This window comes from Longispora albida DSM 44784, assembly GCF_000379825.1.
GTDB lineage: Bacteria > Actinomycetota > Actinomycetes > Mycobacteriales > Micromonosporaceae > Longispora > Longispora albida.
On record NZ_KB903827.1, the window covers coordinates 1 to 15,732 of the forward strand.

Below are 15,732 nucleotides of genomic sequence, written 5' to 3' on the forward strand. Positions count from 1 at the left end.
TCACGTGTTACTCACCCGTTCGCCGCTCGAGTACCCCGAAAGGCCTTTCCGCTCGACTTGCATGTGTTAAGCACGCCGCCAGCGTTCGTCCTGAGCCAGGATCAAACTCTCCAATAAGAATTCAATACCCGGCGATCAGACCGCTGACATCACTAAAATGTGTTGCCATTGTCCGTATCACCAAAGGAATCCCGCCCTGAACAATGCCAGGGCCGGGGTATCAATAACTTGGCACTAACTTTCAGACACCCTGTTGAGTTCTCAAAGAACAAACACACACCACTCAGTGATCTTTTGGATCACCCTGGGGGCTTTGTTTTCTTACTGATCGGCTCCTTCGTCCTGGAAGCTTTCGCTTCCGGCCGGAGCAACCGTTCTAGCTTACCAGGCTCACTCTTCGGTGTCAACTCGGTGTTTTTCCGAGCTTCACCTCGACCTTACCTGCCCGTAGTTGACCACCGGATCGCTCCGGCTCTCTTTCGGGGCTTGGCTCCAGACCGGCCAACCGCTTCGCGGCTCGCCCGGCTCCCTGGCGCCTGGAGTACCTTACCCGGTCGGTTGCGCCGAACCAAATCGGCCCCTCCCGGTGCTCGCTGGGGCTTGGCTTCCCGGTCGCTTTCCTTCCGGTTTGCCCCGTTCCCTGCGGGCAGAGAGAACTTTACGCAGGCCGTCCCCGCAAGGTCAAATCGGGGGTACAGGTGGGCTTTCACCTGCGGTTTCTTGCGGGAAAGGCGAAAGGCCGGTCCGTGGACCGGCCTTTCGGGGACTGCTGGGAGGTGGGTACGGGGGCTAGATGACCCGGCGGACCCAGCCGTGGGTGTCGGCGGCCTTGCCCTGCTGGATGTCGATCAGGGCTGTCCGGAGCTGGTGGGTCACGGGACCCATCGCCTCCGGGTCGCCGACGGTGAACCCGCCGTCAGCCGACTTGAGGGTGCCGATCGGGGTGATGACAGCCGCCGTACCGCAGGCGAAGGCTTCCTTGAGGGTGCCGCTGGCCGCGTCGGCCCGCCACTCGTCGACGGAGTACGGGCGCTCGATGACCTTGTGGCCCTGCTCGGAGGCGAGCTTGATGATCGAGTCGCGGGTGATGCCGGGCAGGATGGTCCCGAGGGGCGGCGTGATGATCGTGCCGTCCTCGTAGACGAAGAAGATGTTCATGCCGCCGAGCTCGTCGACGTACTTGCGCTCGACGGCGTCGAGGAAGACGACCTGGTCGCAGCCGTTGTTCATGGCTTCGGCCTGCGCGACCAGCGAGGTGGCGTAGTTACCGCCGCACTTGGCCGCGCCCGTCCCGCCCGGGGCCGCCCGGGTGTACTCCTGGGAGATCCAGAGGGTGATCGGCTTGGGGCCGCCCTTGAAGTACGCGCCGACGGGGCAGGCGATCACGCCGAAGAGGTACTCGGCTGAGGGGCGGACGCCGAGGAAGACCTCTGTCGCGATCATGTACGGCCGGAGGTAGAGGCTGGAGTCGGCGCCGCCGGGGATCCAGGCCCGGTCGACCTCGACCAGCTCGGTGATCGCCTTGAGGAACAGGTCCTCCGGGACCTCCGGCATGGCCATCCGGCGGGCGGAGGTCGCGAAGCGCTGGGCGTTGGCGTCCGGGCGGAAGAGTGTCACTCCCCCGTCGGCCGTCTTGTACGCCTTCATGCCCTCGAAGATCTCCTGGGCGTAGTGGAGGACCGCGGTGGCCGGCGACATCGGGATCGGGCCGAACGGCTCGACCCGGGCGTCGTACCAGCCCTTGGACTCCGCGTAGCGCACGGTCACCATGTGCTCGGTGAACACCTTGCCGAAGCCGGGGTTGACCAGGAGAGACTCGCGTTCGGCATCGGGAACAGGTGTCGGGGTCAGATGCCGTTCGAAGTCGAGGATGTCACCGCCGGTCATGGCGTCGTACCTCCGTGCTCAGGTGGGGGCTTAACGAGAGTTAGGCTACCCGTTCCGCGACGCGATCGCCGACTTCGCTCGTCTTGGGCTGGGTGCCCGGGACGCGGGTGGCCAGCTCGGCTGCGACGGCCTCGGTGACCCGCGCTGACTCCTCCGGATGGCCGAGATGGTCGAGGAGGAGCGCGACCGACATGATGGCGGCGATCGGGTCGGCGATCCCCTGGCCGGCGATGTCGGGGGCGGAGCCGTGCACCGGTTCGAACATCGACGGGTACGTGCCGTCCGGGTTGACGCAGCCGGACGCGGCCAGTCCGATTCCGCCGGTGACCGCGGCGGCGATGTCGGTGAGGATGTCGCCGAAGAGGTTGTCGGTGACGATGACGTCGTACTGGGCCGGGTTGGTCACCAGGTACATGGCGGCGGCGTCCACGTGCTGGTAGCTGGTCGTGACGGCCGGGAAGTCCTCGGCTACCTCGTTGAACGTGCGGGTCCAGAGATCGCCGGCGTGCACGAGCACGTTCGACTTGTGGATCAGGGTCAGCCGGTTGCCGCGCTTGGTGGCGCGGTGGAAGGCGTCGCGGATGACGCGCTCGACGCCGTACCGGGTGTTGAGGCTCTCCTCGGTCGCCACCTCGGCCGCGCTGCCCTTGTGGAGGGTGCCGCCGGCTCCGGCATACAGGCCCTCGGTGCCCTCGCGGACCACGACGAAGTCGATCGGGCCGGGGTTGGCCAGGGGGCTCGTGGTGCCTGGCCAGAGGCGGGCAGGGCGGAGGTTGACGTACTGGTCGAAGTCGAAGCGGAGCTTGAGCAACAGGCCGCGTTCGAGGATGCCGGGAGGGAGACTCGGGTCGCCGGGGCGCCCGCCGACCGCGCCGAGCAGGATCGCGTCTTGCGCGGCCAGCTCCTCCTGAACGCTGGGCGGGAGGACCTCGCCGGTGCGGAGGTAGCGCTCGGCGCCCAGGTCGTACTCGGTGGTGCGCGCGTCGGGGAGGATCACGCCGAGGACTTTCGCCGCCTCGGCGATCACCTCCCCGCCGATGCCGTCACCTGGGATAACCGCGATGCGCGTCACGCCTGCCTCCTGAGTTGACTGGTAGGAGGCCACGCTATCTCGGTTCTCAAGTTTTGGTCGGAGTCTCCCATTGGGTGGGAGAGGCTGTTAGTTGTCGGTCAGGGCGACGGCGCTGGCGCGGCTCGCGCCGATCACCTCTGCCGAACGCTCCAGCAGCTCCGGCTGGACGGGCGAGTCGACGGCCAGGGCCATCAGCGCCTCTCCGCCAGCCTCGATCCGGGCCACCTGCATGCCGGCGATGTTCACCCCGGCCACGCCGAGGATGCCGCCGATCGTGCCGACGACGCCGGGGCGGTCGGCGTACCGGAAGAAGAGCACGTGGCCCTCGGCCGGGACGTCGAGGTCGAAGCCGTCGAGCTCGGTGAGCTTCTCGACCTCGCGGGGGCCGGCTGTCCGGGTACCGGAAACGGTGAGCGTGCGGCCATCGGCCAGGATGCCGCGCAGGGTCAGCAGGTTGGGGTATTCGGGGCTGTCGCCGTGCGTGGCGAGGGTGATCTCCACGCCCCGCTCCTTGGCCAGCAGCGGCGCGTTCACGTAGGTGACCTGCTCGGCCACGACGTCGGTGAACAGGCCCTTGCTCGCGGCGAGCTGGAGAACCGAGACGTCGTGCTCCGAGACCTCACCGCGGACCTCGACGATGACGCTGGCCGGGGTGCCCGCAGCGACAGCGGTGAAGACCTTGCCGAGCTTCTCGGCCAGGGGCAGGAGGGGACGGATGTCCTCGTGGACGACGCCACCAGCCTGGACGTTGACCGCGTCGGGGACGAACTCGCCCTCGAGCGCCAGTTTCACGCTCTTGGCGACGGCGAGGCCCGCCTTGTCCTGGGCTTCCACTGTGGAGGCTCCGAGGTGCGGGACGGCGACCACGTTCTCGAAGGCGAAGAGCGGGGAGTCGGTGCAGGGCTCCTTGACGAACACGTCGAGGCCCGCGCCGCCGACGTGACCGCTGGCGAGCGCGTCGGCGAGCGCCTGCTCGTCGATCAGGCCACCACGGGCAGCGTTGACGATCCGGACACCCTTCTTCGTCCTGGCCAGCTCCTTGGCGCCGATCAGGCCCACCGTCTCCTTGGTCTTGGGGAGGTGGATCGAGATGAAGTCGGCCTCGGCGAGCAGTTCGTCGAGGGTGACCAGCCTGACGCCGAGCTGGGCGGCGCGGGCCGGCTGCAGGTAGGGGTCGTAGGCGATCAGCTTCACGCCGAAGGCCGCCATGCGCTGCGCGAACAGCACGCCGATCCGGCCGAGGCCGACGACGCCCACCGTCTTGTCGAAGATCTCCACACCGGTGTACTTGGAACGCTTCCACTCGCCGCCGCGCAGCGCGCTGGCCGCCGGCACGGTGTGGCGGGCGACAGCGAGCAGCAGGGTGACCGCCTGCTCAGCCGCCGAGACGATGTTGGAGGTGGGGGCGTTGACGACCATGACGCCCTTGGCGGTGGCCGCCGGTACGTCGACGTTGTCGAGGCCGACGCCGGCCCGCGCGACCACGGTCAGGCGGGTGGCGGCCTCGATGGCCTCGGCGTCGATCTGGGTCGCGCTGCGGATCAGGACCGCGTCGGCGTCGGCCAGGGCGGCCAGCAGCGCGGGGCGGTCGGTGCCGTCAACGTGGCGGACGTCGAAGTCGTCACCGAGGACGGCCAGCGCGCTCGGCGCGAGCTCCTCGGCGATCAGGACAACGGGACGCGTGGCGGGAAGGTTCATGCTTGTCCTCGCGGATCATGAAGTGGCGGCTGGCAGGAACGCCACGCTGCGCCCCGCTTCTCCGGAATCTCTATACGTCCGGGCCTTCCGGGTTCCGATCCTACGTCCCACCCCGTGAGAAACGAAACGAGGGTCTGAGTGTTTCGCCCGTGATCTTTCGGGTTTGATCTTGATCTTGGGTTTGATCTTGATCTAAGGCGAGGTGGCCCGCTGAGAGTGAATCTGGCAAGCAGAACGGCTTCCCTCGTACCGGTGTTGTACGTGGGAAGCCGTTCTGCGCAGTCCAGATTCGCTCTCAGCGGGTCGGCACCACCTATGCCGTCTCGGTGATGGGGTTGTGGACCCAGGACATCATGTTGCGCAGCTTCTCCCCGACCTCTTCGATCGGGTGGGTCGCGTTGGCCTCGCGGAGCTTCGCGAAGTTCGGCCGGCCTGCGTCGTCCTCGGCGATCCACTCGCGGGCGAAGGTGCCATCCTGGATCTCGGCCAGGATCTTCTTCATCTCCGCCTTGGAGACGCTGCTGACGGCGCGGGGGCCGCGGGTGTAGCCGCCGTACTCGGCGGTGTCGGAGACCGAGTAGTTCATCTTCGACAGGCCGCCCTCGTACAGGAGGTCGACGATCAGCTTGAGCTCGTGGAGGCACTCGAAGTAGGCGACCTCGGGGGCGTACCCGGCCTCGGTCAGGACCTCGAAGCCGTTCTTGACGAGGTCGGCGACGCCGCCGCAGAGGACGGCCTGCTCACCGAACAGGTCGGTCTCCGTCTCCTCGGTGAACGTCGTCTCGATGACGCCGGCCCGTGCGCCGCCGATGCCGGCCGCGTACGCGAGGGCGAGCTGCTTGGCGGAGCCGGTCGCGTCCTGGTGGACGGCGATCAGGCACGGCACGCCCTTGCCGTCGGCGAACTGGCGGCGGACCAGGTGACCCGGGCCCTTCGGCGCGATCATGATGACGTCGACGTCGGCCGGGGGCTGGATGAGGCCGTACCGGATGTTCAGGCCGTGGCCGAAGGCGAGGGCCTTGCCAGCGGTGAGGTGCGGGGCGATGGCCTCGGCGTACAGGCTGCGCTGCACGGTGTCCGGAGCCAGGACCATGATCAGGTCGGCTTCGGCCGCGGCCTCGGCCGGGGTGAGCACGCGCAGCCCCTGCTCCTCGGCCTTCGGGCGGCTCTTGGAACCCTCGGGCAGCCCGACCCGGACGTCCACGCCGGAGTCGCGCAGGGACAGGGCGTGCGCGTGGCCCTGGCTGCCGTAGCCCAGGACGGCGACCTTCCGGCCCTGGATCAGGGCGAGGTCGGCGTCATCGTCGTAGTACACGTTCACCATGGTGGAAGCCTTTTCTGCGCAGGTACAAAGTGGAGGTTTTCGGGGTTTGGGGTTCAGGCGGCGCGGAGCGTCGTGGTGCCTGAGGTGATGGACTTCGCGCCGCGGCCCACGGCGACGAGGCCGGACTGGACCATCTCCTTGATGCCGAACGGTTCGAGGAGGCGGAGCAGGGCTTCGAGCTTCTCCTTGGGGCCGGTGGCCTCGATGACGACGGTGTCTGGTGAGACGTCGACGACCTTCGCACGGAACAGGGTGACTGTCTCCAGCACGTGCGAGCGGCTCGTGAGGTCGGCGCGGACCTTGACCAGGAGGATCTCCCTCTGGACGGAGGCCGCCGGATCGAGCTCGACGATCTTGAGGACGTTGACCAGCTTGTTGAGCTGCTTGGTGACCTGTTCGAGAGGCTGCTCGGCCGCGTCGACCACCAGCGTGATCCGCGAGATGCCGGGCTGCTCCGTCTCGCCGACGGCGAGCGAGTCGATGTTGAACCCACGGCGGGAGAAGAGCGCTGCGACGCGGGCCAGGACGCCGGGCTTGTTCTCCACCAGGACAGAGAGGGTGTGCTTACTCATCTAGCAGTCGTCTCCCTCGTCGAAGGCCGGGCGGACGCCACGGGCGAACAGGATCTCGTCGTTGCTGGTGCCAGCCGGGACCATCGGCCAGACCATCGCGTCCTTGCCGACGATGAAGTCGATGACGACCGGGCGGTCGTTGATCTCCATCGCCTGCTTGATCACGTCGTCGACCTCCGACTCGGACTCGCAGCGCAGGCCGACACAGCCCAGGGCCTCCGCGAGCTTGACGAAGTCGGGAATGCGGTGCTGGTGGGTGCCGAGATTGGTGTTGGAGTAGCGGCCGTCGTAGAACAGCGTCTGCCACTGCCGGACCATGCCCAGGTTGCCGTTGTTGATGACCGCGATCTTGACAGGGATGCCCTCCAGGGCACACGTCGCGAGCTCCTGGTTGGTCATCTGGAAACAGCCGTCGCCGTCGATCGCCCAGACCGGGGTGTCCGGCCGGCCGACCTTCGCGCCCATCGCCGCCGGTACCGCGTAGCCCATCGTGCCGAGGCCGCCGGAGTTGAGGAACGTGCCCGGGTGCTCGTACGAGATGAACTGCGAGGCCCACATCTGGTGCTGGCCGACGCCCGTCGCGTAGATCGCCTCCGGGCCGGCCAGCTGGCCGATCCGCTGGATCACGTACTGCGGGGCGAGAGTGCCGTCGGTGTGCTCGGCGTACCCGAGGGGGTAGCGGCCACGGATGTCGTCCAGCTGCTCCCACCAGGCCGAGATCGGCGCCTTGCCCTGGACGGTGTCGATCAGGGATCGGATGATCACCTTGGCGTCGCCGACGATCGGGACGTCGGCGTGCCTGTTCTTGCCGATCTCCGCCGGGTCGATGTCCGCGTGGATCACGGCTGCGTCCGGGGCGAAACTGTCCAGCTTGCCGGTCACCCGGTCGTCGAAACGGGCGCCGAGGGTGACGAGCAGGTCGGCCTTCTGGAGGGCGTAGACAGCCGCGACGGTGCCGTGCATGCCCGGCATGCCCAGGTGCTGCGGGTGGCTGTCAGGGAACGCGCCACGGGCCATGAGCGTCGTGACGACCGGGGCGCCGGTCAGCTCCGCGAGCTCCTTGAGCTCCTCGGTGGCGCCGGCCTTGAGGACACCGCCGCCGACGTACAGGACAGGGCGGCGGGCCGAGGCGATCAGCTTCGCGGCCTCGCGGATCTGCTTGTTGTGGGGTTGCGTGGTGGGACGGTAGCCGGGCAGGTCCATCGCGGGCGGCCAGGCGAACGTGGTCTGCGCCTGCAGCACGTCCTTCGGGATGTCGACGAGGACCGGGCCCGGACGGCCCGTGCTGGCGATGTGGAAGGCCTCCGCGAGGACCCGCGGGATGTCCGCGCCGTCCTGCACCAGGTAGTTGTGCTTGGTGATCGGCATGGTGATGCCGTGGATGTCCGCCTCCTGGAAGGCGTCCGTGCCGATCGCCGACCGCGACACCTGGCCGGTGATCGCCACGATCGGCACCGAGTCCATGTAGGCGTCGGCGATCGGGGTCACCAGATTGGTCGCCCCGGGGCCGGACGTCGCCATGCACACGCCGACCTTGCCGGTGGCCTGCGCGTAGCCGGTCGCGGCGTGGCCTGCGCCCTGCTCGTGCCGGACCAGGATGTGCCGGACCGTCGAGTCGAACAGCGGATCGTACGCCGGGAGGATCGCCCCGCCCGGAATGCCGAAGACTACCTCTACGCCGAGCGCCTCCAGCGACGCGACGAGCGACTGCGCACCGGTGAGGGCGCGGGTGACCGGCTCGGGGGCCGGCCGCGCGGTGAGTTGTGGTCTGGTCATCGGGTACATCCCCATTTGCGTGAGCTTGCGAGCAGCGTGACGGAGCTGGTGCCACCGGACGGCAGGGTCCGGAGCAACAAAAACCGCCCTCGTGCGATGCACGGGGCGGGAGCGCGTCGTCGGGTTTCGACGGCGCGCTTAGCTAAGTACGATCCGCTGGGTCTTCAGCATGCGGTCAAGCCTGCCTCATCTCATGCGCTGAGTCAACTTGTCCCACATCATGGTCATAGGTTTCGCGGAGCCGCTGGCTGAGGCCGTGGCGGAGCTGGTCCTGCTGCGGAATGGGGCTGGCCTGCTGCACCGGATCGAGCTGGACCGGGGGCGGGTCGGAATCGGCGAGCAGGGCTTCGAGGTGCTCGGCGGGCATCGGATGGCCGAGCAGATAACCCTGGCCCAGCTCGCAGCCCGCCGCCAGCAACGAGGTGAGCTGGGCCGGCTCCTCGATACCCTCCACGATCACCTCCAGGCCCAGGCGCCTGCCGAGCTGCACGACGATGTCGGCGAGGGATTCGAGGTTCTCGTCGATCTTCACGATGTCGACGGGGAGCGTGCGGAGCTGGGCCAGCGAGGAGTGACCGGCGCCGAAGTCGTCGAGGGCCACCCGCACCCCCATCGCCCGTACGTCGGCGATCCGGTCGGCGAGCGCACCGGAACCCCGGGTCACCCGGTGGTCCGTGACCTCCAGGACCAGCCGGCCGCTGGGGACCCGGTGGGCGCGGAGCGCGGTGTTCAGCAGGCCGGGGAACTCGGGGGCCTGGATGTGACTGGTCGACACGTTGACGGAGACCCACAGGTCGTACCCGGCCCGCAGCCAGACGGACAGCTGCCTGCACGCCTCGTGCAGCGCCCAGGTACCGAGGTCGGCGACCAGGCTCGACTCCTCGGCGACCGGGATGAACTCGCCCGGCTCGACCACCCCGAGACGCGGGTGCCGCCAGCGCAGCAGGGCTTCCACCCCGATCAGGCGGCGGGAGGCGAGGGTGAGGATCGGCTGGTACACGAAGGAGAGCTCGCCGCGCTCCGCCGCACCGCGCAGCTCCTGGGCCAGCTCCATCCGGCGGGCCATCCAGAGCGCGTAGGCGTGGTCGTACTCCTCGACCCTGTTCTTGCCGCCGCGCTTGGCCGACCGCAGCGCGATGTCGGCGTTGCGGAGCAGGGTCGGCACGTCCTCCGCCGTCCGGCAGCCGGCCAGGCCGATGCTGGCGGAGAGGAAGACGGTGAGGTCGCCGACCTCGTACGGCGTGCTGAGGATCCGGCGGAGGCGTTCGGCGACGGAGGTCGCGCGGTCGGGAGGCGACCACATCAGCACGGCGAACTCGTCGCCGCCGAGGCGGGTCGGGACGTCGCCGGGACGGAGGTTGGCCCGCAGGCGCGAGGCGACCTGCGCGAGGACGGCGTCGCCGACGTCGTGTCCACGGACGTCGTTGACGTTCTTGAAGCCGTCGAGGTCGAGAGTGAGGAGCGTGCACGTCCGGCCACGGACCTCGGCGAGCGTGCTGAGCAGCGCGCGGCGGTTACCGAGGCCGGTCAGCGGGTCGGTGAACGCCATCTGGGCCAGCTCGCGCTCAAGCCGCTTGCGCTCCGTGACGTCGCGGCTGTGCATGACCAGGCCGCCGACCTGCGGAACGTGCCGCTGGTCGCTGATCGTCGACTCGATGTCCCGCCAGATGCCGCTCGTGTCGAGGATCCGGCTGTCGAGGCGGCTCTCCGTCCCGCCGCTGCCGTCGAGGACCTGCCGGAGGCGGCCCACCACCATCTCGGCGTCCTCGGGGTGGGTGAGGCGGAGGAAACACTGGCCGTCACCGAGCCTGCGGGAGGCCGAAGGCGACAGCCAGGTGGTGGTGAGGGTGCTGTCCAGGATCAGTGTCATGTCGGAGGCACCGGAGACGATCGAGCGGAAGTGCGCCTCCCGGACGGCGAGCTCGTCGGCGTACCGGCGGGCGTCGCGCATGGTCAGCGCCTGCCGGCCGATCAGCGCCGCCGCGATGGCCGTCGCGCCGTACGCCATGTGGGCGGGGAGGGGGCCTGCCATGAGAACCCAGTACAGGGCGGCGATCAGGGCGGCGGCCACGGGCACAGTGGACAGTCCGGTGCCGAGGCGCGGGAGGGTGGCGTGGCCCGTGGGTGCCGGGGCGGGGATGTGGTGCGCCGCGCGGTGCGCGGCCAGGAGCAGGAAGGCGAAGGCCGCGGCCATGAGGAGCAGGCCGAGGGTGGTGAGGGCTGTCATCCGGTACCAGAAAGCGAAAGCCAGGACGAAGCACGCGGCCGGGAGTGCCGGGACGGCGGTGGCCACGACGGCGATCGGGGTTCTGGGCGGGTTGGATCTCAGATAGGCGACGGCTCCGATGCCGGAGGCCGCGGCGGCGACCCAGGCCAGGGCCGTGATCACCGGTGGCGGGCTGCTCAGGCCGGACGGGCCGAGGATGAGCAGGTAGAAGAGGAAGATGCCGCTGCCGGCCACGATCAGGCCGTCCAGGACGTAGCGGAGACGCTGGCTCCAGGTGGCCACGGCGAGGGTGAGCAGGCCGGTCAGGCAGAGCAGCGTGGCGAGTGTGCCGCCGGTCGTGATCAGGCGGACCGCGAGCCGCGTCGTCGCACCGAGCGCCAGCCCGGTCGCGAGCAGCGCGGAACCCAGGCCTGCCGCCAGCCACGGCGCCTTGATCAGCGGGGTAAACGTGCGAGGGGGCACGCTTACTACTCTGCCGAACTTTTCGCCCATCCGGGCCGGACAGCGTGTCCGTTATCCGTCAGGCGATTCTGCGGGCTTCGATGCCGTGTCCCGTCAGGTGGGCGGGGAGGGGTTCGTCTTTGGCGGGGGCACGGGGGCGGTGGAACACTGATCGGTATGCCTGAGCTGCGGTCGAAGACATCCACGCATGGCCGGAACATGGCCGGTGCCCGCGCCCTGTGGCGCGCCACCGGCATGACGGACTCCGACTTCGGGAAGCCGATCGTCGCCATCGCCAACAGCTTCACCCAGTTCGTACCCGGGCACGTGCACCTGCGGGACGTCGGCAAGATCGTGGCGGGGGCCGTGGCGGAGGCTGGCGGGGTCGCGAAGGAGTTCAACACGATCGCCGTGGACGACGGGATCGCGATGGGGCATGGCGGCATGCTCTACTCGCTGCCGTCGCGGGAGCTGATCGCGGACGCGGTGGAGTACATGGTGCAGGCGCACTGTGCCGACGCGCTGGTGTGCATCTCGAACTGCGACAAGATCACGCCGGGGATGCTGCTGGCGGCGCTGCGGCTGAACATCCCGGTCGTTTTCGTGTCTGGCGGGCCGATGGAGGCCGGGAAGACTCCGGCTGTGCCGACGAAGCTGGATCTGGTCGACGCGATGGTGGCTGCCGCCGACGCGTCCGTCTCGGATGACCAGCTGGACGCGATCGAGCGGGCCGCCTGCCCCACGTGCGGGTCCTGCTCGGGGATGTTCACCGCGAACTCGATGAACTGCCTGACGGAGGCTATCGGGCTGGCGTTGCCGGGCAACGGGTCCGTGCTGGCCACGCACGAGATGCGGCGCGGGTTGTTCGAGCAGGCTGGGGCAGTTGTCGTCGAGCTGGCCCGGCGGTACTACGAGGGGGACGACGCTTCGGTCCTGCCCCGGGCGATCGCCTCGCGGGCCGCGTTCGAGAACGCTGTGGCGTTGGACGTGGCTATGGGCGGGTCTACCAACACCGTTCTTCATCTGCTGGCCGCGGCGCGGGAGGCGAGTGTCGAGTTCAGCGTTGCGGATATCGATGCCATCTCGCGGCGCGTGCCGTGCCTGGCGAAGGTCGCGCCGAACTCGCAGAAATACCACATGGAGGACGTCCACCGGGCTGGTGGCATCCCGGCGCTGCTCGGCGAACTGCACCGGGCCGGGCTGCTGCGGACGGATGTGTGGTCGGTGCACTCCGCGTCGCTCGACGCATGGCTGGCCGAGTGGGATGTGCGGGGCGGGGCTGCTTCGGAAGACGCGTTGAGGCTGTTCCGGGCCGCGCCGGGTGGCGTGCGGACCACCGAGCCGTTCTCGACCGACAACGAGTGGTCCTCTCTGGATGTCGACGCGGCCGAGGGGTGCATCCGGTCCGTCGCGAACGCGTACTCGGCGGACGGCGGCCTCGCGATCCTCTTCGGGAACCTGGCGCCGGACGGGTGCGTGGTGAAGACGGCCGGCGTGCCGGAGGACTGCCTGCGGTTCGAGGGGACGGCCCGGGTCTTCGAGTCACAGGACGACGCGGTCGCGGGGATCCTGGGCGGTGCCGTCGTGGCCGGGGACGTGGTGGTGATCCGGTACGAGGGGCCGCGCGGCGGGCCGGGCATGCAGGAGATGCTGTACCCGACGTCGTTCCTGAAGGGGCGGGGGCTGGGGCGGGCCTGCGCGCTGATCACGGACGGGCGGTTCTCGGGGGGTACGTCGGGGTTGTCGATCGGGCACGTGTCGCCGGAGGCCGCCGGGGGCGGGCTCATCGCGCTGGTCAGGGATGGGGATCCGATCGTGATCGACATCCCGGAGCGGTCGATCGAGCTGCGGGTGAGTGAGGACGAGCTCGCGGCGCGGCGGGTCGCGGAGGAGAAGCGGGATCGGCCGTACACGCCGGTGGCGCGTGATCGGGTTGTTTCTGCGGCTTTGCGGGCTTATGCGTCTATGGCTACCAGTGCTTCGGATGGGGCTTACCGGTTGGTGCCTTGAGGGTGCGGGCGAAGCGGGTGCTTCGCCCGGGCAGTGGGGCTCGGAAGGTTGGGCGCTTCAGCCGAGCAGCGCGTACACAGTGGACACCCGGGCTGCGACGCCACGGGAGCCGTTCAGCGCGATGTCGACGAAGCCCATCGTCTTGCCCGCACGGGAGACCTCGGCGACGACGAGGGTGTCCTCCCCGATCACCGGGCGCTGGAACGAGCAGGACAGCTGCACCGTCGTCATCGGGAAGAACTCGCCACGCAGCGAGGACAGCGCGATCACGGAAGCTGTGTCCGCGGCGGCCATCATCGCCTGGCCGCTCAGCGCGCCGCCCTCCCTGGCGAGCGTGTCCGACCACGGGAGGCGGAGGGTCGCCGTGCCCTCGGCGACCTTCTCGACCGTGAGGCCCAGGTCGAGTACCCAGGGGGCGAAGTTGGCGGCGAGGATCGCGTTACCGTCCGCAGGCGTGAGTCCCATGCTGCTGGAGCCTATCCGGCGGGGCGCATAACGAACAGGTATCGCCAGCAGGGCACTCAGGGCGCTCGACTAGCATGACCGATACGCGACTGGCGCAGCACAAGGTGGGCACAACCACCGGGAAGCGAGTACGCCTGAGCACCGTGCGCCTGGGTGCCCCGGCCTGAGCTGTCAACCGTCTGGAGATCGAAGTGCACCAGCCTGCCATCAGCCACCTGGCCGCAGAGGACCCGCAGATCGCGGGCCTGATCGAGGCCGAGGCGCAGCGCCAGTTCGAGAAGATCCGCATGATCGCCTCGGAGAACTACGTGTCGACTGCCGTGCTCGAGGCGACCGGCACGGTGCTGACGAACAAGTACTCCGAGGGCTACGCCGGCAAGCGGTACTACGAGGGCCAGCAGTTCGTCGACCAGATCGAGACCCTGGCCATCGAGCGGGCGAAGGAGCTGTTCGGCGTGGACCACGCCAACGTGCAGCCCTACTCCGGCTCCCCGGCCAACCTCGCCGTCTACCTGGCCTTCCTGAAGCCCGGCGACACCGTCATGGGCATGGCTCTGCCGCACGGCGGGCACCTGACGCACGGGCACGCCGTCTCGGCGACCGGCAAGTGGTTCAACGCGACCCACTACGGCGTGGAGGCCGAGACCGGCCGCGTCGACATGAACAAGGTGCGCGAGGCCGCGCTGGAGCACCGGCCGAAGCTGCTGATCGCCGGCGGTACGGCGATCCCGCGCACGATCGACTTCCCGGCCTTCGCGGAGATCGCCCAGGAGATCGGCGCGATCCTGCTGGCCGACATCGCGCACATCGCCGGCCTGATCGCCGGTGGCGCGCACCCGTCGCCCGCCGGGTACGCGGACGTCATCTCCACGACGACCCACAAGACCCTGCGCGGCCCGCGTGGCGCGATGCTGATGTGCAAGGAAGAGCACGCCAAGGCGCTGGACCGGGCCGTGTTCCCCGGTCTGCAGGGTGGCCCGCACAACCACACCACCGCCGGTATCGCCGTCGCGCTGCGTGAGGCCTCGACCGATGCCTTCAAGGCGTACGCGCACCAGGTCGTCGCCAACGCCCAGGCGCTCGCCGCCGCCCTCACCGAGCGGGGCTTCGACCTCGTCTCCGGTGGTACGGACAACCACCTGATCCTGGCCGACCTCACGCCGAAGGGCATCGCTGGCAAGCCGGCCGCCCAGGCGCTGGACCGGGCCGGCATCGAGCTGAACTACAACACCGTGCCGTTCGACCCGCGCAAGCCGTTCGACCCGTCGGGCATCCGGCTCGGTACCGCCGGGCTCACCACCCGTGGCCTGACCCCGGAGCAGATGCCGCAGGTCGCGCAGTGGATGGACGAGGCGATTGTCGCCGCGGTGAAGGACGACGGGGCGGAGCTGGACCGGATCGCCGGAGAGGTCTCCGACCTGCTGTCCGGTTACCCGATGCCGGGTTACGCGTCCGAGTAGGCACTGCCGGATGGGCGGGCACGCAGTGATCTGTGTGCCCGCCCATCCGCGTGTGTGGCTGCCGTCGGGCGGCTCAGGCCCGTGTGACACCATCGGCGGGTGGCTAGGCGTACAGACGTGAGGAAGTTCCGGTACAGCGGGGCGATCGTGATCGTGATCGGGCTGACGGCGCTGGGTGCGCTGCCGCTGGCCCTGAGCAGCTGGTACCTGGCTCCGATCCTGCTCGTGCCCGCGATCGGCGCGCTCTGGTACGCCCGGGCCGGTGTCGATGTCTCGCCGGCCGGGATGACCGTCCGCAGCGCGCTGGCTGGCAGGCGGTTCGGCTGGGACGAGGTCGCCGGGTTCGTGGCGTCGGGTAACCGGGTGGCCGCCAGGCTGACCTCGGGTGCCGTGATCGCACTGCCCGGTGTGCGCCCCGTGGACGTGCCCCGGCTGATGGCGGCCGGCGGCCAGGAGTTCGCGGCTGACGACGACAGCGACAGCGAAGAGGCTGAGGCCGAAGCTGAGGCCGGGCGCTAGGGCTCGTCTTCAAAGGACTGTTGTTAGATGATGTAGCGCGTGATTCGTCGTTATGAGTTGTCTGACGTCGAGTGGGAGACGTTGAGGGAATTCCTGCCGGGGGCGGTCACTGGTGGTCGTCCCCGGGCGGATGATCGTCGTGTTCTCAACGGGATCGTGTGGAAGATCCGGGCGGGTGCGACGTGGCGGGATGTGCCTGAGCGTTACGGGTCGTGGCAGTCGGTCTACACCCGTTTTCGCAGGTGGGCTCTCGATGGGACATTCTCGGCGATGCTCGAAGG

12 protein-coding genes, 1 rRNA gene and 1 riboswitch are annotated in these 15,732 nt (G+C 69.0%); of the genes, 4 read left to right on the forward strand and 9 right to left on the reverse strand.

Translation table 11 applies throughout. The features are described from left to right. From A3G1_RS0117535 to A3G1_RS38675, 8 genes are all read right to left on the reverse strand, one after another. A 16S ribosomal RNA gene (locus A3G1_RS0117535) occupies window positions 1–117 on the reverse strand; the annotation flags it as partial. A gap of 672 nt (window positions 118–789) precedes the next feature. After that, entirely contained in the window at window positions 790–1,887 is a 1,098-nt protein-coding gene (locus A3G1_RS0117540) for a branched-chain amino acid aminotransferase (protein ID WP_018350782.1), read from the reverse strand. 40 nt (window positions 1,888–1,927) lie between these two features. Further along, a complete protein-coding gene (locus A3G1_RS0117545) occupies window positions 1,928–2,959 on the reverse strand; it encodes a 3-isopropylmalate dehydrogenase (protein ID WP_018350783.1) in 1,032 nt (343 codons plus the stop codon). An 87-nt stretch (window positions 2,960–3,046) separates the two neighbouring features. Then, a complete protein-coding gene (gene serA / locus A3G1_RS0117550; RefSeq protein WP_018350784.1) occupies window positions 3,047–4,657 on the reverse strand; it encodes a phosphoglycerate dehydrogenase in 1,611 nt (536 codons plus the stop codon). Window positions 4,658–4,970: 313 nt separating this feature from the next. Further along, window positions 4,971–5,981, reverse strand: coding sequence for a ketol-acid reductoisomerase (gene ilvC, locus A3G1_RS0117555; RefSeq protein ID WP_018350785.1), 1,011 nt, complete (start codon window positions 5,979–5,981; stop codon window positions 4,971–4,973). Window positions 5,982–6,034: 53 nt separating this feature from the next. After that, window positions 6,035–6,553: an acetolactate synthase small subunit gene (gene ilvN / locus A3G1_RS0117560; protein ID WP_018350786.1), complete on the reverse strand. Its 519-nt coding sequence runs from the start codon at window positions 6,551–6,553 to the stop codon at window positions 6,035–6,037. After that, a complete protein-coding gene (locus A3G1_RS0117565; protein WP_018350787.1) occupies window positions 6,554–8,329 on the reverse strand; it encodes an acetolactate synthase large subunit in 1,776 nt (591 codons plus the stop codon). 175 nt (window positions 8,330–8,504) lie between these two features. Then, window positions 8,505–11,018, reverse strand: a complete 2,514-nt coding sequence (locus tag A3G1_RS38675) for a putative bifunctional diguanylate cyclase/phosphodiesterase (protein WP_018350788.1) — start codon at window positions 11,016–11,018, stop codon at window positions 8,505–8,507. A gap of 156 nt (window positions 11,019–11,174) precedes the next feature. Here A3G1_RS38675 and ilvD point away from each other — a divergent pair, with 156 nt between their 5' ends. Further along, window positions 11,175–13,007 (forward strand): dihydroxy-acid dehydratase, encoded by a 1,833-nt coding sequence (gene ilvD / locus A3G1_RS0117575; protein WP_018350789.1) that lies wholly within the window; start codon window positions 11,175–11,177, stop codon window positions 13,005–13,007. A 57-nt stretch (window positions 13,008–13,064) separates the two neighbouring features. Here the strand turns inward: ilvD and A3G1_RS0117580 are convergent, their stop codons facing one another. Then, window positions 13,065–13,472 (reverse strand): PaaI family thioesterase, encoded by a 408-nt coding sequence (locus A3G1_RS0117580; RefSeq protein WP_018350790.1) that lies wholly within the window; start codon window positions 13,470–13,472, stop codon window positions 13,065–13,067. Between the two features lie 75 nt (window positions 13,473–13,547). Continuing rightward, window positions 13,548–13,634: riboswitch (ZMP/ZTP riboswitch) on the forward strand. A 29-nt stretch (window positions 13,635–13,663) separates the two neighbouring features. Here A3G1_RS0117580 and A3G1_RS0117585 point away from each other — a divergent pair. The 3 genes from A3G1_RS0117585 to A3G1_RS39670 form a co-directional block, all read left to right on the forward strand. Continuing rightward, entirely contained in the window at window positions 13,664–14,932 is a 1,269-nt protein-coding gene (locus A3G1_RS0117585) for a serine hydroxymethyltransferase (RefSeq protein WP_018350791.1), read from the forward strand. Window positions 14,933–15,031: 99 nt separating this feature from the next. Continuing rightward, window positions 15,032–15,451, forward strand: coding sequence for a PH domain-containing protein (locus A3G1_RS35355; protein ID WP_040478764.1), 420 nt, complete (start codon window positions 15,032–15,034; stop codon window positions 15,449–15,451). Between the two features lie 39 nt (window positions 15,452–15,490). Next, window positions 15,491–15,732 (forward strand): transposase (locus tag A3G1_RS39670; protein ID WP_157641208.1); only part of this gene is annotated, 242 nt, incomplete at its 3' end.

Bases quoted from the DNA above. Each gene is read 5' to 3' on its own strand.
- A3G1_RS0117540 (WP_018350782.1), bottom strand. From the start codon at position 1,887: ATGACCGGCGGTGACATCCTCGACTTCGAACGGCATCTGACCCCGACA.
- serA (WP_018350784.1), bottom strand. From the start codon at position 4,657: ATGAACCTTCCCGCCACGCGTCCCGTTGTCCTGATCGCCGAGGAGCTC.
- ilvC (WP_018350785.1), bottom strand. From the start codon at position 5,981: ATGGTGAACGTGTACTACGACGATGACGCCGACCTCGCCCTGATCCAG.
- ilvN (WP_018350786.1), bottom strand. From the start codon at position 6,553: ATGAGTAAGCACACCCTCTCTGTCCTGGTGGAGAACAAGCCCGGCGTC.
- A3G1_RS0117565 (WP_018350787.1), bottom strand. From the start codon at position 8,329: ATGACCAGACCACAACTCACCGCGCGGCCGGCCCCCGAGCCGGTCACC.
- ilvD (WP_018350789.1), top strand. From the start codon at position 11,175: ATGCCTGAGCTGCGGTCGAAGACATCCACGCATGGCCGGAACATGGCC.
- A3G1_RS0117580 (WP_018350790.1), bottom strand. From the start codon at position 13,472: ATGGGACTCACGCCTGCGGACGGTAACGCGATCCTCGCCGCCAACTTC.